This window comes from Demequina sediminis, from assembly GCF_039545075.1.
GTDB classification, from domain to species: Bacteria; Actinomycetota; Actinomycetes; order Actinomycetales; family Demequinaceae; genus Demequina; species Demequina sediminis.
In genome coordinates this window covers 16,324-36,070 of record NZ_BAABRR010000005.1, presented here as the reverse complement: position 1 = coordinate 36,070, position 19,747 = coordinate 16,324, and the positions used below count along the sequence as shown (strand labels likewise).

The window sequence follows — 19,747 nt, the reverse complement described above, 5'->3', positions numbered from 1 at the left end:
GCGCACGAGGCGCCGTCGACGGAAAAGTTCGGCTACCCTAACTTTCTGTCGGCGCGGCGCCCTCGCCGCGCCGTGGAAGGGGACGAGCGATGGCAAACGCGTTGGTGGAGGTCGACCGCGAACGGGCCGAGCGCGCCCGCGGACCCTTCCGGCGCATCGTCACCCTGCTCGGACCGGCGTTCGTGGCGGCCGTCGCGTACGTCGACCCCGGCAACGTCGCCGCGAACCTGACGGCCGGGGCCGAGCACGGCTATCTCCTGGTCTGGGTCCTCGTGGTGTCGAACCTCATGGCCGTGCTCATTCAGTACACGTCCGCGAAGCTGGGGCTGGTGACCGGCCAGAGCATGCCCGAGCTGCTGCGCGGCCGGCTGCGCACGCGGGGGCGCCTGGCGTACTGGGGACAGGCCGAGGTGGTCGCGGCCATGACCGATCTCGCCGAGGTGATCGGCGGCGCGCTCGCGCTCTACCTGCTGTTCGACGTCCCGCTCGTGCTCGGCGGCCTCATCGTGGGACTCGTCTCGCTCGGGCTGCTCGCGGTGCAGTCGCGGCGCGGTCAGCGGCCGTTCGAGTTCGTCATCATGGGCCTGCTCGCCGTCATCGCGATCGGGTTCGTGGCCGGGTTGGTGGTCTCCGACACGCAGTGGGGCGAGGCCGCGGGCGGCCTCGTGCCGCGATTCGACGGCCCCGGAACTGTCCTGCTCGCGGCGTCGATGCTGGGCGCGACCGTCATGCCGCACGTGATCTATCTGCACAGCTCGCTGTCGCGCGACCGTCACGGCGCGGGTCACGACGCGCCGCGCCTGCGCCACTTGCTCCACGTCACGAAGTGGGACGTCGCGCTCTCGCTCGTCATCGCGGGGTCGGTCAACATCGCGATGCTGCTGCTCGCCGCCGGAAGCCTCAGGGGAGTGGGAGGCACGGACTCGATCGAGGGGGCGCACGGCGCGATCGAGTCGGCGCTCGGACCCGTGATCGCCGCCGCCTTCGCGGTGGGCCTGCTCGCCTCGGGACTCGCCTCGACCTCGGTGGGCTGCTACGCGGGCGCCGCCATCATGGGAGGTCTGCTGCATCGGCGCATTCCGGTGTGGATCCGCCGGTCGATCACGCTCATCCCCGCGCTCGTCATCCTCGGTGCGGGCGCAAACCCGACGTGGGCGCTGGTGATCTCGCAGGTCGTGCTGAGCATCGGCATCCCGTTCGCGGTGATCCCGCTCGTGCGGCTGACCTCGGACCGCACGGTGATGGGGGAGCACGTCAACTCGCGCCCCACGCAGGTCGTGGCATGGACCGTGGTCGCACTGATCGTGGCGCTCAACATCGCGCTGCTCGCGCTGACCTTCTCGGGACAGGTGTAGCGTCGCGGACGCTCCGGCGCGTCTCACTAGAATCTCCCCATGACTCTGCCGATCCGCCCCGAACTGGCCGGGCTCGAGCCGTATGGTGCGCCCCAACTGGACGTGACCGCGCGCCTCAACGTCAACGAGAACCCCTATGCGCCGCCGGACGCCGTGGTGGACGCCATCGCCGCGGCCGTGCGCAAGGCGGCCGAGGGTCTCAACCGCTATCCCGACCGCGACTTCCTGCTGCTGCGCGGGGACCTCGCGGCCTACCTGGCCGCCGAGAGTCATGTCGACTTCCTCGAGCCGCGCAACATCTGGGCCGCGAACGGCTCGAACGAGGTCATGCTTCACCTCCACCAGGCCTTCGGTGGGCCAGGGCGCAAGGTGCTGAGCTTCGCCCCCACGTATTCGATGTACCCCGAGTACGCGAGGGACACGCTCACCGACTTCGTGACGCTCCCGCGCCGCGCCGACTTCACGCTCGACATCGACGCCGCGACGGCCGCCATCCGCGACGTGGCTCCCGTCATGGTGATTGTCGCCAGCCCCAACAACCCCACCGGCACGGCGCTGCCGCTCGTGCACGTCGAGGCGCTCCTCGCGGCGGCCGCCGACGTGCCCGGCGGGTGCCTTGTCGTGATCGACGAGGCGTACGCGGAGTTCCGCCGGCGCGGCGTGCCGAGCGCCGCCTCTCTCATCCCCGCGCACCCTCACCTCGCCGTCAGCCGCACGATGTCGAAGGCCTTCGCGCTCGCGGGGGGCCGGCTGGGCTACCTCGCCGCGCACGAGGAGGTCATCGATGCGCTGCGCGTCGTGCGCCTGCCGTACCACCTGAGCGCCGTCACGCAGGCGACCGCCAGGGCGGCTCTCGCGCACCACCGCGACCTGCAGGCGCAGGTCGACGAGATCCGCGCCGAGCGCGACGATACCGTCGCCTGGCTGCGCGACCAGGGATACACGGTGGCCGACACCGACGCGAACTTCGCGCTGTTCGGCCCGTTCGAGGATCGTGAGAGGGTATTCCAGGGCCTGCTCGCGCGCGGTGTGCTGATCCGCGTGACGGGGCCCGAGGGTTGGCTGCGCGTGTCGATCGGCACGCCGCAGGAGATGGCGCTGTTCCGCAGCGCGCTGCTGGAGGTCACGGCATGAGCCGCACGGGACGTATCGAGCGCACCACGAGTGAGTCGTCGGTGCTTGTCGAGCTCGATCTGGATGGATCGGGACGCACGGAGATCAGCACGGGAGTGCCGTTCTACGACCACATGCTCACGGCGCTGGGCAAGCACTCGCTCATGGACCTCACCGTCCGCGCGACGGGTGACATCCACATCGACTCGCACCACACCGTGGAGGACGTCGCGATCTGCATCGGCGAGGCGCTGCGCCAGGCGTTGGGTGACAAGGCGGGCATCTCGCGGTTCGGCGACGCGCTCGTGCCTCTCGACGAGGCCCTCGCGCAGTGCGTGGTGGACGTCTCCGGACGCCCCTACTTTGTCCACACCGGCGAGCCGATCGGCCAGGCCACTCACCTGATCGGCGGCAACTTCGCCGGCTCGCTCACCGGCCACGCGCTCGAGTCGATCGCGCACCACGCCGGCATCTGCGTCCACATGCGGGTGCTCGCGGGTCGCGACCCTCACCACATCGTGGAGGCGCAGTTCAAGGCACTCGCGCGTGCGCTGCGCGCCGCCGTCGCCACCGACGACCGCGTCCAGGGCATCCCCTCGACCAAGGGCGCCCTGTGACGGAAGGCACCCCGGCATCGTCCTCACCTGACGTCGCGCTGCTCCTCACGCCCATCCCCAGCGCGCGCTTCCTCACCGCGCTCTTGGCGCTCAACAAGGTGCGTGGGCGCGTGCTCGAGACCAGCGGCGGACCCCTCGCGGTGTTCGAGGACGCGAGCCCGGCGGCGGTGAACTCCGCGACGCGCACGGTGTCGGGATTCGTCAAGCAGGCCGAGTTCCTGCTCGCCGTGACCAGGGACGGACAGGCCAAGGTCGAGGTGTGGAAGGGCGGCGTCGCGGTGCGTGACCTGCCCGCCGGCCTCGCGCTCGCGGACGCTCCCGGCGTCGTGACGACGCTGCTCACGGGCGCGCAGAGCATCGACGACGTGGCCTCGACGCACGCCGACAAGGTGCACTCGACGAAGATGAGCAGGTTCGCGGCCTACCGCGAGCTCCTCAAGGAGGCCAAGGCGCTGAGGAGGAACCAGGCGTGAGCACCCCTACCGTCACCGTCCTCGACTACGGGTTCGGCAACGTGCGCTCGGCGGTCCGTGCCCTCGAGCACGTCGGTGCCGACGTCACCCTCACCGCGGATCGCGCCGCGGCGGAGAGCGCCGACGGCCTGGTCGTGCCCGGCGTGGGTGCGTTCGCCGCGGTGATGGAGGGACTGCGCGCGGTGCGCGGCGACCAGATCGTGGGCCGCCGCCTCGCCGGCGGCCGTCCCGTGCTGGGGATCTGCGTAGGCATGCAGGTGATGTTCGAGCGCGGCGTCGAGCACGGCGTCGAGTCCGAGGGCCTCGACCAGTGGCCCGGCACGGTGGAGCTCCTGCAGACGCCGGTGGTGCCCAACATGGGGTGGGCGCACGTCGAGGCGGCATCCGGCTCGACGCTGTTCGCCGGCGTCGAGGACGAGCGCTTCTACTTTGTCCACTCGTACGGCGCGCGCGAGTTCCCGCTCGGCACCACCGAGGACACCGGGCGCCTCACCGCGCCGCGCGTCACGTGGTCGACCGCGGGGACCGGCGAGGGCGAGGACCGCTTCGTGGCCGCCGTCGAGAACGGGCCGCTGAGCGCGACGCAGTTCCACCCCGAGAAGTCGGGCGAAGCCGGGCTCGCGCTCCTGCGCAACTGGGTGCTCTCGCTGTAGAGGGCGCCGCCGGGCCTGTGGGAGACTTGGCGCCGCCGTCTCCGTCCCAATCGAGAGGATCCCCGATGACCCAGACCCCCCGCCTCGAGCTCCTGCCCGCCGTCGACGTCGCCGACGGCCAGGCCGTGCGTCTCACGCAGGGTGAGGCAGGGTCGGAGACCGGCTACGGCGACCCGCTGGCCGCCGCGCTCGACTGGGTCACGGGCGGCGCGGAGTGGATCCACCTGGTGGACCTCGACGCGGCCTTCGGTCGTCGCTCGAACGCCGACCTGCTCGCCGCCGTGGTCAAGGCGGTGGACGTCAAGGTCGAGATGAGCGGAGGGATCCGCGACGACGAGTCGCTCGAGCGCGCGCTCGCGACCGGCTGCGCGCGGGTCAACCTGGGCACGGCCGCGCTGGAGAACCCCGAGTGGACGGCATCGGCGATCGACCGTCACGGCGACCGCATCGCGGTGGGACTCGACGTGCGCGGCACGACCCTGGCGGCACGCGGCTGGACCCAGGACGGCGGGGACCTGTGGGAGGTGCTCGCTCGCCTCGACGCGGCGGGCTGTGCGCGCTACGTCGTGACCGACGTGAAGAAGGACGGCATGCTCTCCGGTCCCAACCTCGACCTGCTGCGCCAGGTCTGCGAGGCCACGTCCGCGCCGGTGGTGGCGTCGGGCGGCATCAGCTCTCTCGAGGACATCGCCGCGCTGCGCACGCTCACGCCCGCCGGCATCGAGGGCGCGATCGTGGGCAAGGCCCTCTACAACGGCAACTTCACGCTTCCGCAGGCGCTCGACGTCGCGGGACGTCCGTAGGACCACCCCCGCGTGGCGGCGCGCGTCTACTCTGGCAGTGAGGGAGGAACGATGCGCGCTGCGGTGAGGATGGCGGCGGTGGTCGCGTTGATGTCGGCGTGCGCTCCCGCGGACGATGCGGGTGGCGCGGATCCGACCGCGCGGGTGGCGGCCCCGGCCTGCGCGGAGACGCTCGCTCCGGCGCGCGGCGACGCGACCGCGGCCGCGCGCGCCCCCGAGATCCGCGAGTTCGACGCCGCCTGGCTGTGCGTGTACACGCTGGGCGAGGAGTGGACGCTCGCGGACGGACCGGCGCCCATCGAGGACCTCGAGGCGGTGCGTGTCCTGGTTGACGCGCTCGCTCCGGCCGATCTCATGTCGCCGTGCACCATGGAGCTGGGTCCCGAGTACGTGCTCACCCTCGCCACGGGTGAGGAGCTCACGCGCATCGTCATCGACGCGTACGGGTGTCGGTGGGCCCGCGTCGAGGGCGAGGACGGGCTGCTCGCGACGCCCGACGGCGTGATCGCGGAGCTTGACCGGCTCGCCGGGACCTGAACCGTCGGAGGGCGGGCCTACTCTGGTGTCATGAGCGAGGACGAGCCCCTCAAGGAGATCCCCGAGTCGATCTTCTCCGACGATGACGGCAGCGCCGACGCGCGCCTCGCGCAGGCGCTCATCAAGTTCTCGCACGGGCATACGTCGCTCGCGGACGTGGTCGATGCGCTCGCGTATGCGCGCGTGCTGATTCCCGTGGTGGCCTCGGGCGAGCAGCGTCATGTGGGCCGTCACGGCCTCGAGCAGGACGAGGTCGCGTCGACGGGAGTCGTCGCGGTCGAGATGCCCGACGGGCGCACCGCGCTGCCCGTCTTCACCGACGTCGACGCGATGAAGGCATGGAGCGAGCACGCCCGTCCCATTCCCGCGGAGGGGCCGCGCGCCGCTCTCGCCGCCGTCGCCGAGGGGTGGAGCGCGCTCGTGCTCAACCCCGGCATGGAGACGGTCCTCATCCCGCGACCGGCGGTCTGGGCCCTGGGTCAGGGCGAGCCGTGGCGTCCGGCGATCGTCGATGGTGCCGTGGCGCTTGACATCAGGGAGGCGATCACCGAGGCCGTCGAGGTAGACGAGTCGCTCCGCGCGGTCGATGCCGTGCCGGGCAGGGGAGCCGAGGTCGCGATCGTGTTGCGGCTGGTCGAGGGGCTCACGCGACCCGAGCTCGACGCCGTGGTCGAGCGCGTCCAACACCAGCTCGCGCAGTCGAGCGTGGTCGCGCAGCGTATCGACAGCGTCGAGCTGAGGCTCGCCCAGGCGTAGGCGCCGTCAGCAGGTCCCGTCGACCGGGACACGGTCGTCGTCGGCGTCGAGGAAGGCGCGCAACCGCTCGAGAGTGACGGCGCCGGCGAACTCCTCGCCGTCGGAGGAGAAGACCACGCCGACGACCTCGCCGTCGGTGGTGGTGACCGGCGACCCCGAGTTGCCCTCGCGTGCCTCGACCTCGATGTAGTACACGTGCGCTCCCTCGGGATCGAGGTCGTTCTCCCGCAGCGCGACATACGGCCCGGTGAGCGCCTCGAGAGGGCCCCCGAGCGCGTAGCCCGTGACCGTCAACGCCTCACCGATCTCGGGCGCCTCCTCCGCGATCGTTGCCGCCTCGGGGAACGCGCCGTCGATCGTGACGATCGCGAGGTCGTCCTCGTCCGAGTACGCCGCGGTGGTCCCGTGATACTCGGTGCCCCTGTAGTCGGTCAGCTCGATCACCGAGGCTCCCTCGACCACGTGCCGATTGGTGACCGCGTGCGTCTCGTCGAGCATCCACGCGCTGCCGTTGCGATACGACGTGCACGTCGTCGCCCAGACCCGCAGCGAGAGACGCTCGGCGTGAGAGAAGCCGTTGCCCGCATCGGCCATGGGGGTGGCCCGCACCGGCGAGGGCGTCGCGTACGGCGGGGGCGACAGAGGCACGCACGCGGCCAGCACCGTCACGGCGGCCGCACACGCCAGCGCGAGGGTCGCCGCGGTGCGTCGCTCAGTCATTGCGGGCCCGGAACTCCACGTAGGCGGCGGAGACCTCGGTGCAGAAGTCGAGGATCGAGGCCTCCGACTCGACGATGCTCGACGCGACGTAGCGGTCCGCGTAGCGCAGCACCTCGAAGTGCTCGGTCTGCGCGGTGACGCACTCCTGGTACCCGTCGACGATCGACTCGAGCTCGACGACGGACTCGGTGCCCTGGGCTCCCTGGTTGACCGCCGCCGAGTACTCCTCCTTGAGGGTCGCGAGTTGAGCGCTTGCCTCCTCGAGCTCGGCGACCCGGGCGTTCAGCACGCTCGCCTCGTCGGTCAGGGCCTCGACGCGCTCGCGCAGCTGCGCATTCTGCGCCTCCCACGAGGACCGCGCGAGCGCGAGCATCGTCAGCGCGACCGCGAGACCGACGACGCCGACCAGGCTAAGGACCAGGGCGACCGTGAGGCCGCGGCGCGAGCGCGCCCGGGAAGGGGCGACCGCGGACGGGAGCGGTGGTTCGGCGGGAACCGGCTCGGGCGCCCAGGGGGCGACCGGGTCGCTCACGTGAGGCCCATGGGCGTGTTCGAGCAGGGGGTCTCGGGCACGAGCAAGGCGTTCTCCTCCAGCAGGGTGTTGAGGGTCGACACGGGCACGATGAAGCTCTGATTCGAGAAGTTCTTCGCGTAGATCACGCCCACCACGTCGCCGGACTCGTCCAGGACGGGCGATCCGGAGGAGCCCTGCTCGACGCTCGCGCTGGTGGCGAAGACCGTGCCGACCGCGCCGCCGAGCGGATCCGTGGTCGGACCCAGGACCACTCCGGTCGTCGTGGTGAGGCGCCCGCCGTTCGGGTAGCCGACCACCGTGATGACGTCGCCCTCGGCGGGGTCCTCCTGGGCCCGTCGCGCGAAGGCGTTGCCCAGCGACTCCTCGGTCGTGATGATCGCGATGTCGGCGACCGTGGTCGCGGCCGCCGCGGTTGCCGTGATGGTGCGTCCGTCGTACGTGGTCACGGTGATGAGCTTCGAGTTGGTGACCACGTGGCGGTTGGTCACGAGCGTGTGGGCGTCGAGCGCGAATCCCGTGCCGGTGGAGATGAAGCCGCACCCCACGTTGCGCACGCGCACCGTCATGCGCTGCGCCGCGGTGAAGCCGTCGGGGGAGAGCGCGCCCGGTCCGTCCCCAGGGGAGGCGGTCGGGGACGGGACGAAGTCGGAGGGCAGCTCGCCGGGCTCGGCGGGAACGTACGCGCACCCGGCGAGCGCGAGAGCCGCGGCGACGGCCGCGGCAACGGTCGCTTGACGCGTGCGCCTCACGGGGCCACCGACTGCTGGAAGTCGAGGTGAGCGTCCGTCGCGGCGGTGCAGAGCTCGTCGACGCTCGCACGGAAGCTCTCAAGCTCCTCGGGCTCGTAGTCGTCGGGCGTCTGCAGGTAGGTGACGAGCTGCTCGTGACCCTCGATGCACCGACTGAGGGAGTTCGCCACCGACGACGCCTCGACCGTGAGCTCCTCGAGTGCGAGGATCTGCTCCTGCGCGTACGCGGCGTCGTCGCCCCATTGCGCGTTCTGCGCCTGCAGCCTCAGGACGGTGTCCTTGGAGGCCGTGAGCTGGTCGTCGAGGAGATCGATCTGCTGATTCGCCTCGGCGAGCGCGGCGCGCTCCCCCGCGAGCTGCTCGCCCAGGTCGTATCCGATCTGCGTGAGCTCGGCGACGCGCAGCTCCCACGCCTCGGACACGCGCCACAGGTAGGCGACGAACGCCGCGGCCGCAATCAGCAGCGCCGTCATGATCGCGACGGTGACGATGAGCCCCGCGGAGCGCGGTCGATGGTGGACCGCTTCGGGCTCGACGTCGTCGGGGTCCGCGACGTCGACCACGGGGTCGGCGTCGTCGTCCTCGCCATAGCGGTGAGCCTCGTCGACCGGAACGGCGGCGTCAGAGACCGCCTCGAACTCGTCGGTGTCGGTGATGTCGCGGTGCGTGGGATCCGCGGCACGGGCGTCCTCGCGAGGGGACGATGCGGGGGTCGAGACGGGGGGGAAGAGTGACCGACTGCGCGGCACGGCGTCGCGCGCGCTCGCGTCGGTGGCGAGGTCGCCGTGAGTGGCGCCGCGCGCGTCCTTGTCCTCCCCAGATGCCACTACGTGACCGCCCCCGTGAACTTCTCGCCGGGCCCGTCTCCGGGCCGATCCGGGACGGCCGAGGCCTCCCGGAATGCCAACTGTACGCTCCGCAGCCCGTCCCTCAGGGCGCGGGCATGAGTGTCGCCAAGGTCGGGCGCGGCGGCCGTGACCAGCCCCGCGAGAGCGGTGATGATCGTGCGCGCCTCGTCGAGGTCGGTGTACTCGTCACCCTCCTCTGCCAGGCCGCACCGCAGCGCGGCGGCACTCAGAAGATGAACGCTCACCGTCGTGATAAGTTCCACCGCACTGACGTCGGCAAGGTCGCGGGCGGCCCCCGCATCGTCTCCTCGGGGAGGGGGCGTGGGGAACTCGCCGGGGGACTCGGGACGTGCTTCCTGGTCATTCGCGCTCATGCTTGCTATTCTGGTGCATCGACCGGTTGTGGCACGTGCCGCAACGCGCAAGTGGAGTCCACCTCCCACCCTCGGACCGCCAAGGACCAGGGTCTCGGTTTCGGCGTTCGTCGCACTCGTGCGGCCGGGCGCCGGTGCCTCGGTGGCCTCTGCTCGCATTCGGGCAGGGGCCTTTCCTCGTTTCTGGGGTGGTGCTTGTGCGGCGGTCGCATCACGCAACAGAAGGAGCCGCTATCAACGAGCCGCGCATCAACGAGCGCATCCGTGTTCCCGAGGTCCGCCTTGTCGGGCCGAAGGGCGAGCAGGTTGGCATCGTCCGTATCGAGGATGCCCTCCGTCTGGCGCAGGACGCCGAGCTCGACCTGGTCGAGGTGGCGCCGGATTCGCGCCCTCCCGTGGTCAAGCTCATGGACTACGGAAAGTTCAAGTACGAGGCGGCCGTCAAGGCGCGTGAGTCCCGGCGCAATCAGGCCAACACCGAGATCAAGGAGATGCGTTTCCGTCTCAAGATCGACGAGCACGACTACGAGACCAAGAAGGGTCACGTGGTGCGCTTCCTTAAGGGCGGCGACAAGGTCAAGATCACGATCATGTTCCGTGGCCGCGAGCAGTCGCGCCCCGAGATGGGCCGTCGCCTGCTGATGAAGCTGGCCGCGGAGGTCGAGGAGTTTGGCGTCGTCGAGAACGCTCCGAACCAGGAGGGGCGCAACATGTCGCTCGTCCTTGGCCCGCTGAAGAAGAAGGCGGAGGCCATGGAGGAGCAGCGCAAGGTGCGTGAGGAGCGCAAGGCGGCTGCGGCCGCGTCGCGCGACGAGCGCAAGGCGCCCAAGCGTGCCGACGAGTCCGAGGCCCCCGAGGCCGAGGTCGAGACGGACACCGAGCAGGCAGCCGAGTAGGACCCCAGGCTTCGGGCGCCAGTCGCCCGTGACACGTGCCGTGCCCCACCGGGTACGGCCAGACCACGTAAGGAGAGGCAGCAATGCCCAAGAACAAGACCCACTCGGGTGCCAAGAAGCGCTTCAAGCTCACGGGTACCGGCAAGGTGAAGCACGCTCACGCGATGAACGTGCACAAGTTCGAGGAGAAGCACTCGTCGCGCAAGCGTCGCGTTGCCGTCGACGCGATCCTGTCGGACGCCGACTCGAAGAAGATCAAGAAGCTGCTGGGCAAGTAAGCCCGCCCCCACGTCTTAAGGAGACCTAGAAATGGCACGCGTCAAGCGGGCGGTCAACGCCCAGAAGAAGCGCCGGACTACCCTCGAGCGCGCCGCGGGCTACCGCGGCCAGCGTTCGCGCCTGTACCGGAAGGCGAAGGAGCAGGTCACTCACTCGCTCGTCTACAGCTACAACGACCGCCGCAAGCGCAAGGGTGACTTCCGCAAGCTCTGGATCCAGCGCATCAACGCTGCGTCTCGTGCGCACGGCCTCACCTACAACCGCTTCATCCAGGGCCTCAAGGCCGCTGGCATCGAGGTGGACCGCCGCATGCTCGCCGAGCTCGCGGTGAACGACGAGGCCGCGTTCGCGACCCTGGTCGAGGCGGCCAAGAAGGCCCTCCCGGCCGACGTCAACGCGCCCGCCGCGTAAGGACACGCCCCATGTCGGAACGCCCCGTCGGGCCTGCAGACCTCACCGTGACGCTCGCGAATGCGAAGGCGGAACGGGTCAAGAGAGTCGCGGCCCTGGCGGGGCGTTCCGCGCGTTCGCGTGCGGGCGTCCTCCTGGTGGAGGGCCCCCAGTCCGTTCGTGAGGCGGTGCGCCATGCCGCGCCCCGCGTGCGCGACGTCTACCTGAGCGACGAGGCGGCCGCCCGCCACGGTGACATCGTGAGCGAGGCGCTGGCCGCCGGACTGTACGTGCACCTCGGCACCGTCGAGGTGCTCGCGGCGATGAGTGGCGACGCCCAGGGTGTGGTCGCCGTCGTCGACTCGACGGGCACCTCGCTGGACGACGTCCTTGCGGCGGGCCCCCGCCTGGTCGCGGTGCTGTCCAACGTGCGTGATCCGGGCAACGCCGGCACCGCGATTCGCGTCGCGGATGCCGCGGGTGCGGACGCCGTGGTGTTGGCGGGAGACTCGGTCGATCCCACGAATCCCAAGGTCGTCCGCGCGAGCGCGGGCAGCCTCTTCCACGTTCCCGTCGCGCGGGCGCCGCTCGCGGACGCGGTGACCGCGCTGCAGCGCGCTGGCCTCACGGTGCTTGCCGCCGACGGCTCGGGTGACGACGTCCTGGGCGAGGACGGCGCCGCCGATCCGGCCTCCCTGGCGGGGCCCACGGCGTGGGTGTTCGGCAACGAGGCCTGGGGCCTCACACCCGAGGAGCTCTCGCTCGCCGATGCTGTGGTGCGCATTCCCATCTACGGCAGCGCCGAGAGCCTCAACCTGGGCACCGCTGCCGCCGTGTGCCTCTACGCGTCCGCCGCGGCGCAGCGCGCCTAGGCGCGACGCCCCACCGGGCGTGGCTCGCAACGAGGCTTCGCGGGTGTGACGAACCCCACCCACCGGGGATTCGAGAACCACCGAATGTCCCTGGACAATGGTGGACATGAAGATTCGTCGCCTGAGGCTGCACTTGTCGCGTTCGCGCGGCATGCGCCTTGTAGCGCTCTCCGTGGTGACGATCCTCGCGGCGCAGATCATCGTCTCCGTCATCGGGGCGATCGTGGCCGACCGCGGCAACCGTGACGCGGCCGAGGACACCTACTCGTACATCGGCGAACTCATGAACGAGCGCGTGGGCAACTTCGTGGACAACGCGGCCGACACGGTCACGGGAGTCGTGCAAGAGATCGAGCGCGATGGCGTCATGCCCAACACCGATGCGCTGACGCGGATGCTCGCGGATCGCGTGAGCCGCGAGAACAGCGTGTCCGCGCTCTTCGTGGGCCATCTCGACGGCGCCATGACCATGCTGGTCGAGCAGCGCACCGGCTTCCTGCGGCTCGACATCGTGCTGGGCATCGATGGCGCACCCACCCTCATCACGCGCACTCAGCTCACCGCGTCGCTTGACGTGCGGTCCTCCCTCACCGAGGCCTCGGAGTACGACCTGCTCGAGCGCCCCTGGTTCGAGCGGGCGATGACGTCCGTGACGGTCGCGTGGACCGAGCCCTACATCTCCGCGAGGACCGGTGACGTCGCCGTGTCGCCGGTCGAGGCGATCGCCATTGACGGCAAGATCGAGGCCGTCCTGGGCGCCGAGCTCGACATCGACCGTCTCGCGCTGTTGTTGGACAACATTCCGATTGGAGACGAGGCGCGCGCCTTCATCCTGACGTCGGATGGACGCGTGGTGGCGGCGCCTTCGGGCCGGCGCGATGTGCTCCGCGACGCCGTCGGCGGCTCCACCGAGGTTCCCGAGGGCGGCGCGATCGGCCTGCCCTCGATCGCTCCGCCGCCCGGCGCGCCGGTCCTCGAGGGCGACCACGTCAGGCTCGTGCGCCAGCTCGACTCCGCCACGGGAGTGGACTGGGAGCTCCACCTCGAGGCGCGCGCGAAGGACCTCACCCCGGGGCTCTATCGCACGCAGATCGGGACCTACGTGATGACCGCGCTGTCGGTCCTCGTCCTGGTCGCCTCGGTGATGCTGCTCGTGCGCCTGTGGCGACCCGTGCGGGTGATGCGCGACCGTGCGAGCACCGACGCCCTGACGGGCCTCGCGAACCGCTACGAGTTGCAGCGCCGGGGACGCGCGCTGGTCGCGACGAGCGCGGAGGATGGCGCCGATGTGCTCGTACTGGCACTCGACCTCGATAACCTCAAGTCCGTGAACGACTCGTTCGGCCACGAGGCGGGCGACGCCGTCATCAAGGCTGTCGGCCGTGTGTTGCTCGACTCGGTTCGCGTGCGCGATGTCGCGGCGCGGCTCGGCGGGGACGAGTTCGTGGTCGTGATGCGTCTCGACTCGCGGGCCTCGGCGGCCGAGGTGGCGCGCCGTCTGCGCGACGATGCCGCCCGTGCGGTGGCTGGCGCGCACCGCGGCGGCGTGCTCGCGGGCGTGACCGCGGGCTTCACCACGAGCGCCGACTCGGGATACGACCTCAAGGCGATGGTCTCGGACGCCGACACCGCGCTCATGGCGGGCAAGCGTGTCGAGAAGGGCCGCACGTACGGGCCCGACTGCGCCCCCCAGGACCTCGAGCCTGCTGATATCCTCCCCGGCAACTGACGACGTCGCTTGACGACGCCTGCTGAGGAGGCTTCATGGACAACACGCGACGGCTCGACATCCCGGGTTCACGGGGAAAGGTCGAGGTCGACGGCGTCCTGGGGCTGCTGTACAAGGTGAGGATCGACGGCGCGGTCATCAAGCGCGGTAGGGGTGGCTGGGCGATCCCGATGCGCAACGGATCGACCTCGCGGCTGACGTCGGGCGGCGTGATCCCCGGTTTCCAGACCCTGTACCTCGATGGCAAGCCGATCCTCAAGATGGGCGCCCACGTGCAGGCGCCCGAGAGGGCGGCGATGTTCGCCCCGCTGGCGCTGGTCCTCTGGTGGTATCTCGGGGTCGGCGCGATTCTCGCGGTGCTGATGTTTCTCACTAACGTCATGGTCGTCAAGAATCCTCAGATCCCGCGAGCCCTGAGAATCGGCCTTCCGCTCGTCAACACCGCGGTCATGGCGGCGGTCCTGACGGTGCTCTTCGGGTCACCCTTCTAGCGTGTCCCGCCGCCTCGCGGTCCGTAGCCCGGCAGATCCTCTGCCGTGGGTCTTCGGCGCGGTGCTGGTGGCACTCGTCGCGATCAGCGCCGCGTCGTTCGTGCTCCGCGGCGCGGTGGTCGCCGATGCACGGACGGCCGCCGTCGAGGGCGCGACCGTGGTCGGCGACGCCACCGCGGTGCTCGTCGCCGGCGCCACCCGCCCCGCCGAGGCGACGCTGCGGACAATCGCGGGATCCCTCGGGGCCGATGCGTCGCTCGCCGCACACGCCGATCGCGTGCTCGCTCTTGCCGGGCCGCCCTTGGCCTCGCATCCCTCGATCGACGCGATTCAGGTGTGGGGTCGGGACGGCACCGTCCAGGAGGTGCGGCGTGAGGCCGGCGGAGACATCGCCGTGACGCAGCGCCAGGCCCTCGCGCCCGAGCAGTGGATCGCGCTCACGCGCGCCGAGCCCGGGGTGGTGTGGACGGCGCCCGTCGTGGCCGACGACGGCCGCACGCTCCTCCACGCGGCACTCGCCGCGCGCAACCGCACCGGCGAGGTCGTCGGCGCGGTCGTGGCGGTGACCGACTCCAGAGTGATCGAGGACGCGCTCGCCGCGTCCTCAGGGGTGAGGTTCGGGACGGCGGCGGTCACGGGTGACGGCGTGCTCCTCGCGGGCGACTCCGCAGTCGAGCCTCCCGCAGGGACGCGGGTTGCGACAGGCTCGGGGGCGGTGATCCCCCACGGGACCTCGGTCTACTACGAACGCCCCGTCGACGCGTCGCTGCCCTGGACGCTCGCGGTGCAGGTCGAGGGCGACGCCGTCCTCCCCACGATCGCGACGCTCGAGCGGACCATGCTCACCTTCGTCATCTTTGTCCTCACGCTCGCGGTTGTGCTGGGCCTCATCCTGTGGGTGCTGCGGCTCCCGGCGGGCGAGCTCTCGGCCCGGGCACGCACCGATGCCCTCACGGGCCTGTCGAACCGTCACCACTTCGAGGTGCGCGGCCACGACGTGCTGCAGGCGGCCAGGCGAAGGTCGGCGCGCGTGGTGGTGGCCGTCTTCGACCTGGACAATTTCAAGTCAGTCAACGACGGCGCCGGTCACGAGATCGGCGATGCCGCCTTGCGCGCCGTTGCCGACGGCCTCGTCGAGGCGTCCGGTCCGCGCGACGTGGTCGCGCGCCTGGGCGGAGACGAGTTTGCCGCGGTCTTGTGGATGGCCTCGCACGACGATGCCGAGAGGCACGTCGAGCGCATGCGCACGTGCGCGCAGGACCTGCTCGAGGAGGCGGTGGGGGAACGCTTCGACGTGGGCGTGAGCGCGGGGTGGGTCGACACGTCGCGAGGTGAGTACCGGCTGTCGAACCTCGTGCGTGCCGCCGACCACGCCATGGTGTCCGGGCGACGCACCGAGAAGGGTGCGGCATACGAGGGCGCCCACGGCTGAGGCGCCTGCTACGGTGAGGGGCATGTCCACGAGCCCGCGCCGCCGTCCAGGCCGCGCCGCCGTGCGCTTCTTTATCTAGGCCCGGGGAGAACCGCCGGGCCTGACAGCGACCGCCGCGCCTGCATCGTCCCCCCTCACTCCTTCAGGACGCCCCCCGCGCGACCGGTAGACTTCCGGAGGTTTCCGAGGCTGCGAAGGGCCACTCATGACTGATCTTTCCCCGCTCGACGCCGCGGGCGTCGAGTCCGCCGTCGAGTCAGCGCTCGCCGCGTTCGCCGCGGCCACGACGCTCGACGAGCTCAAGGACGCGCGCCTGGCTCACACGGGCGACAAGGCGGCTCTCACGCTCGCCAACCGCGGTATCAAGGATCTGGCCCCCGCCGACAAGGCCGCGGCGGGCAAGGCGATGGGCGCGGCGCGCGGACGCATCGGCGCTGCGCTCGAGGCGCGGACGGCGGAGCTCGAGGCCGAACGCGACGCACGCGTGCTGGTCGAGGAGGCCGTCGACGTCACGCTGCCCGTCTCGCGTCAGGCGCCCGGCGCACGCCACCCCTTGGAGACCATGCAGGAGCGCATGTGCGACGTGTTCGTCGGCATGGGCTGGGAGGTCGCCGAGGGCCCCGAGATGGAGGCGGAGTGGTTCAACTTCGACGCCCTCAACTTCGACCCCGATCATCCGGCGCGCGAGATGCAGGACACGTTCTTCATCGACCCGCCGAGCTCGGGACTGCTGATGCGGACCCACACCTCGCCCGTGCAGGTGCGCGCCGCGCTCGAGCGTCGCGAGGCACTCGAGAACGAGGGCCGCGGCATCTACGTCGTGTGTCCGGGCAAGACCTTCCGCACCGACGAGCTCGACGCGACCCACACTCCGGTGTTCCACCAGATCGAGGGCCTCGCGATCGACAAGGGCCTGACGATGGCGCACCTCAAGGGCACGCTCGACCACTTCGCCAAGGCGATGTTCGGGCCCGAGGCCGTGACGCGCCTGCGCCCGTCCTTCTTCCCGTTCACGGAGCCCTCCGCCGAGATGGACCTGCGCTGCTTCGTGTGCGGCGGCGAGGACGCCGCGTGCCGGACGTGCCGTGGCACGGGCTGGATCGAGTGGGGCGGGTGCGGCATGACGCACCCGAACGTGCTCGTGGCCGCGGGCATCGACCCGACGCGCTACACGGCCTTCGCGTTCGGCATGGGGATCGAGCGCACCCTGATGTTCCGCCACGGTGTCACCGACATGCGCGACATGGTCGAGGGCGACGTGCGCTTCTCACAGCAGTTCGGGATGGAGATCTGATGCCCAAGATTCCGCTTAGCTGGCTCGCGGAGTCGGTCGACCTGGTGCCCGGCTCGTCCCCCGAGGACGTCGCGGCGGCGCTCGCGCGCGTGGGCCTCGAGGAGGAGGGGCTCTACGGTCCTCCGGTCAAGGGGCCGCTGGTCGTCGGTCGCGTCCTGTCGCTCGTCAAGGAGGCGCAGTCGAACGGCAAGACCATCAACTACTGCCGCGTCGACGTGGGGGAGTTCAACGACCCCGCGGGTCCGGATGGCCTGGTGCGTGGCCACAAGCCCGACCACCAGGAGACCTTCCCGCCCTCGCGCGGCATCGTCTGCGGCGCGCATAACTTCGTCGAGGGCGACTACGTCGTGGTGGTGCTGCCGGGCGCCGAGCTGCCCGGGCCGTTCCCGATCTCGGGGCGCAAGACGTATGGCCACTGGTCGGACGGCATGATCTGCTCGGCGCGCGAGCTGGGCCTGGGCGAGGACCACACCGGCATCATCGTGCTGACCGAGATGGGCTTCGCCGCGGCCGACCTCTCGCCCGGACAGGACGCGATCGCGCTGCTGGGGCTCGACGAGTCGACGATTGAGATCAACGTCACCCCGGATCGCGGCTACAGCTTCGCGATCCGTGGCGTCGCGCGCGAATATGCCCACGCGACGGGACAGACCTTCCGCGACCCCGCGGCGATCGACGTGTCGGGCGCTCCCGGCGCGGGCTTCGGCGTCGAGATCGAGGACCAGGCCCCCGTGCGCGGCACGGTGGGGTGCGACCGGTTCGTCGCGCGCATCGTGCGCGGATTCGACCCCACGGCCGCGTCGCCGGCCTGGATGAAGGCGCGCCTCGAGGCGGCGGGCATGCGCTCGATTTCGCTTGCGGTCGACGTCACCAACTACGTCATGCTCGAGCTGGGTCAGCCGCTGCACGCGTACGACCTCGCACGCGTGAGCGAGCCGATCGTCGTGCGTCGCGCGCGACCGGCCGAGAGCATCGTCACGCTGGACGACGTCACTCGCGTGCTTCACGGCGAGGACCTGGTGATCGCGGACTCGCAGGGCGGACGCGGCGAGCGCGCAATCGGCATCGCGGGTGTCATGGGCGGTGCCCTCACTGAGGTCTCCGACGCCACGACCGAGGTGCTCCTCGAGGGCGCGCACTTCGACCCGATCTCGATCGCGCGGACGGCGCGCAGGCACCGGCTCGGGTCCGAGGCGTCACGGCGCTTCGAGCGTGCGGTCGACACCTCGCTGCCTCCGGTCGCCGTCGAGCGCGCCGCGCGACTGTTGGTCGAGCACGGCGGCGGCGTGATCGAGGACGTCTACACGGATGTGAACAACGTCGCTGCGATCGAGCCCATCGAGATGGATGTGGACTTCCCCGCGCGAATCGTGGGCGTGCCGTACACCGCCGAGCAGGTCATCGACGCCCTCGAGCAGGTCGGGTGTGAGGTCGAGCGCGACGGCGAGGTGCTCGTGGTGACCCGTCCCACGTGGCGTGCCGACCTGGTGGCTCCCATCAACCTGGTCGAGGAGGTCGCGCGCCTGCAGGGCCTCGAGGCGCTGCCCTCGGTGCTGCCCGTCGCCCCTCCTGGCCGCGGCTACACCCACTCGCAGATCGCGCGGAAGTCCGTCGCGCGGTCGCTCGCCGAGGCGGGCCTCACGCAGGTGCTCACGTACCCCTTCATCTCGGAGGCGCGTCTCGACGAGGTCCTGCTGCCCGCCTACGACCAGCGCCGCGACGTCATCCGCCTGGCCAACCCCCTCAGCGCCGAGCAGCCGCTGCTGCGCACCGCGTTGCTGCAGACCCTGGTCGACGCGGTGCGCGTCAACCTGGGCCGCGGTGCCCAGGACGTGGCCGTCTACGAGACGGGGCGCGCGTATCTGGGTCGCCTCGTGGGCGCGGTGCCCGCCACCTACTCGGGTGGATCGATCACGCCGGACGATGTCGAGGCGCTCAACAAGGCCATCCCCGGCCAGGTGCGACGCGTCGCAGGCATCATGACGGGCAACAGGGTCGCCGCAGGTTGGAACGGGCACGCGACGGCGTGGGACTGGACCGACGCCCTGGCGATGGTCGAGCGCGTCGAGCGTGCATGCGGCGTGGTGCTTGAGGTCTCTCCCGACGCGGGCGAGCGCTTCTCGACCTCTCCGTTCCACCCCGGCCGCGTGGCGATCTACCGCCTCGAGGGGCAGATCGTGGGCGGGGCAGGCGAGCTGCACCCCAAGGTGTGCGAGAACCTGGGCCTGCCGGCCAGGACCGTGGCGTTCGAGCTGTTGCTCGACCCGATGATCGCGGTGTCCGAGGGCGTGTTGGTGACGGCGTCCCCCGTGTCGCAGCAAGTGCTCGCGAAGGAGGACTTCGCGTTCGTGGTCGACGCCGCGGTGCCCGCCGGGGCCCTGGTCGAGGCGGTGCTTGCGGCGGGTGAGGGCGTGGTCGAGGACGCACGCGTGTTCGATGTCTACTCGGGTCCGCAGGTGGGCGAGGGCAAGAAGTCGCTCGCGATCAACGTCCGCATGCGCGCGTTCGACCACACGCTCACCGCGGAGGAGGTCCTCGAGGTGCGGCGCGCGATCATCGCGGCGGCGGGGGAGAAGTGCGGGGCGGTGCTGCGCTAAGCCGCGGCACGTTCGCACTGCCTGCTCGGCTCACGCTTGCCGCGCGCGCCCGCGCGCCCGCGCGCCCCCCTTACCCACCCGCGCGCTCGCCTTGACCACCCTTGCGCTCGCCTTGACCAACCTTGCGCGCTATGGGACACCCATGGTCGGTTTACGTCGGTGTGTGCCTGCCATGGGACGCTGAGGGTCGCTTCGCCGGGAAGGCAGGACCTAGAGCGGCTGGGTGGGTCGCGC

Annotated in this window: 22 protein-coding genes; 17 read left to right on the top strand and 5 right to left on the bottom strand. The window is 70.9% G+C overall.

All coding sequences use genetic code 11. The annotated features are described in order from the left end of the window. Nucleotides 1-89: 89 nt before the first annotated feature. The 8 genes from ABEA62_RS05730 (at nt 90) to ABEA62_RS05695 (ending at nt 6,307) form a co-directional block, all read left to right on the top strand. Nucleotides 90-1,355 (top strand): Nramp family divalent metal transporter, encoded by a 1,266-nt coding sequence (locus ABEA62_RS05730; RefSeq protein WP_286216304.1) that lies wholly within the window; start codon nt 90-92, stop codon nt 1,353-1,355. 39 nt (nt 1,356-1,394) lie between these two features. After that, entirely contained in the window at nt 1,395-2,489 is a 1,095-nt protein-coding gene (locus ABEA62_RS05725; RefSeq protein ID WP_345379049.1) for a histidinol-phosphate transaminase, read from the top strand. Then, on the top strand, nt 2,486-3,085 hold the full coding sequence (hisB, locus tag ABEA62_RS05720; RefSeq protein ID WP_286216303.1) for an imidazoleglycerol-phosphate dehydratase HisB: 600 nt from the start codon (nt 2,486-2,488) through the stop codon (nt 3,083-3,085). Before ABEA62_RS05725 ends, hisB begins: the two co-directional genes overlap by 4 nt. Then, complete coding sequence (locus tag ABEA62_RS05715; protein WP_286216302.1) at nt 3,082-3,558, top strand: hypothetical protein; 477 nt, start codon at nt 3,082-3,084, stop codon at nt 3,556-3,558. Before hisB ends, ABEA62_RS05715 begins: the two co-directional genes overlap by 4 nt. After that, a complete protein-coding gene (hisH, locus tag ABEA62_RS05710) occupies nt 3,555-4,211 on the top strand; it encodes an imidazole glycerol phosphate synthase subunit HisH (protein WP_286216301.1) in 657 nt (218 codons plus the stop codon). Before ABEA62_RS05715 ends, hisH begins: the two co-directional genes overlap by 4 nt. 65 nt (nt 4,212-4,276) lie before the next feature. Beyond that, nucleotides 4,277-5,014 carry a bifunctional 1-(5-phosphoribosyl)-5-((5-phosphoribosylamino)methylideneamino)imidazole-4-carboxamide isomerase/phosphoribosylanthranilate isomerase PriA gene (priA, locus tag ABEA62_RS05705; protein WP_345379046.1) on the top strand — a complete coding sequence of 246 codons (738 nt, stop codon included), beginning with the start codon at nt 4,277-4,279 and terminating at the stop codon, nt 5,012-5,014. Nucleotides 5,015-5,065: 51 nt separating this feature from the next. Further along, nucleotides 5,066-5,551: a hypothetical protein gene (locus tag ABEA62_RS05700; RefSeq protein ID WP_286216300.1), complete on the top strand. Its 486-nt coding sequence runs from the start codon at nt 5,066-5,068 to the stop codon at nt 5,549-5,551. Nucleotides 5,552-5,581: 30 nt separating this feature from the next. Next, a complete protein-coding gene (locus ABEA62_RS05695; RefSeq protein WP_286216299.1) occupies nt 5,582-6,307 on the top strand; it encodes an SseB family protein in 726 nt (241 codons plus the stop codon). Nucleotides 6,308-6,313: 6 nt separating this feature from the next. Here the strand turns inward: ABEA62_RS05695 and ABEA62_RS05690 are convergent, their stop codons facing one another. The 5 genes from ABEA62_RS05690 to ABEA62_RS05670 are packed head-to-tail and all read right to left on the bottom strand — an operon-like array spanning nt 6,314 to nt 9,533. After that, nucleotides 6,314-7,027 (bottom strand): trypsin-like peptidase domain-containing protein, encoded by a 714-nt coding sequence (locus ABEA62_RS05690; RefSeq protein WP_286216298.1) that lies wholly within the window; start codon nt 7,025-7,027, stop codon nt 6,314-6,316. Further along, nucleotides 7,020-7,559 carry a hypothetical protein gene (locus ABEA62_RS05685; protein ID WP_286216297.1) on the bottom strand — a complete coding sequence of 180 codons (540 nt, stop codon included), beginning with the start codon at nt 7,557-7,559 and terminating at the stop codon, nt 7,020-7,022. Before ABEA62_RS05685 ends, ABEA62_RS05690 begins: the two co-directional genes overlap by 8 nt. Continuing rightward, nucleotides 7,556-8,311 carry a S1 family peptidase gene (locus tag ABEA62_RS05680; RefSeq protein ID WP_286216295.1) on the bottom strand — a complete coding sequence of 252 codons (756 nt, stop codon included), beginning with the start codon at nt 8,309-8,311 and terminating at the stop codon, nt 7,556-7,558. The genes ABEA62_RS05685 and ABEA62_RS05680 overlap by 4 nt, the downstream gene beginning before the upstream one ends. Further along, nucleotides 8,308-9,138, bottom strand: coding sequence for a hypothetical protein (locus ABEA62_RS05675; protein WP_345379041.1), 831 nt, complete (start codon nt 9,136-9,138; stop codon nt 8,308-8,310). Before ABEA62_RS05675 ends, ABEA62_RS05680 begins: the two co-directional genes overlap by 4 nt. Then, nucleotides 9,138-9,533: a DUF1844 domain-containing protein gene (locus tag ABEA62_RS05670; RefSeq protein ID WP_286216290.1), complete on the bottom strand. Its 396-nt coding sequence runs from the start codon at nt 9,531-9,533 to the stop codon at nt 9,138-9,140. Before ABEA62_RS05670 ends, ABEA62_RS05675 begins: the two co-directional genes overlap by 1 nt. Nucleotides 9,534-9,730: 197 nt before the next feature. Between ABEA62_RS05670 and infC the strand changes: the two genes are divergently transcribed. From infC to pheT, 9 genes are all read left to right on the top strand, one after another. After that, the gene (gene infC, locus ABEA62_RS05665; RefSeq protein WP_286216289.1) at nt 9,731-10,429 is read left to right on the top strand and encodes a translation initiation factor IF-3; all 699 of its coding nucleotides are present in this window, start codon (nt 9,731-9,733) and stop codon (nt 10,427-10,429) included. Between the two features lie 83 nt (nt 10,430-10,512). After that, the gene (rpmI, locus tag ABEA62_RS05660) at nt 10,513-10,707 is read left to right on the top strand and encodes a 50S ribosomal protein L35 (RefSeq protein ID WP_062384610.1); all 195 of its coding nucleotides are present in this window, start codon (nt 10,513-10,515) and stop codon (nt 10,705-10,707) included. A gap of 31 nt (nt 10,708-10,738) precedes the next feature. Continuing rightward, nucleotides 10,739-11,119: a 50S ribosomal protein L20 gene (gene rplT / locus ABEA62_RS05655; RefSeq protein WP_286216287.1), complete on the top strand. Its 381-nt coding sequence runs from the start codon at nt 10,739-10,741 to the stop codon at nt 11,117-11,119. An 11-nt stretch (nt 11,120-11,130) separates the two neighbouring features. Then, a complete protein-coding gene (locus tag ABEA62_RS05650) occupies nt 11,131-11,970 on the top strand; it encodes a TrmH family RNA methyltransferase (RefSeq protein ID WP_286216286.1) in 840 nt (279 codons plus the stop codon). A 106-nt stretch (nt 11,971-12,076) separates the two neighbouring features. Next, nucleotides 12,077-13,699, top strand: a complete 1,623-nt coding sequence (locus ABEA62_RS05645) for a GGDEF domain-containing protein (protein ID WP_286216285.1) — start codon at nt 12,077-12,079, stop codon at nt 13,697-13,699. Between the two features lie 35 nt (nt 13,700-13,734). After that, nucleotides 13,735-14,190: a hypothetical protein gene (locus ABEA62_RS05640; RefSeq protein WP_286216283.1), complete on the top strand. Its 456-nt coding sequence runs from the start codon at nt 13,735-13,737 to the stop codon at nt 14,188-14,190. 1 nt (nt 14,191) lies between these two features. Continuing rightward, entirely contained in the window at nt 14,192-15,622 is a 1,431-nt protein-coding gene (locus ABEA62_RS05635; RefSeq protein ID WP_286216280.1) for a GGDEF domain-containing protein, read from the top strand. Between the two features lie 205 nt (nt 15,623-15,827). Then, a complete protein-coding gene (gene pheS, locus ABEA62_RS05630; RefSeq protein ID WP_286216278.1) occupies nt 15,828-16,916 on the top strand; it encodes a phenylalanine--tRNA ligase subunit alpha in 1,089 nt (362 codons plus the stop codon). Beyond that, on the top strand, nt 16,916-19,513 hold the full coding sequence (gene pheT, locus ABEA62_RS05625; RefSeq protein WP_286216276.1) for a phenylalanine--tRNA ligase subunit beta: 2,598 nt from the start codon (nt 16,916-16,918) through the stop codon (nt 19,511-19,513). Before pheS ends, pheT begins: the two co-directional genes overlap by 1 nt. Nucleotides 19,514-19,747 lie beyond the last annotated feature (234 nt).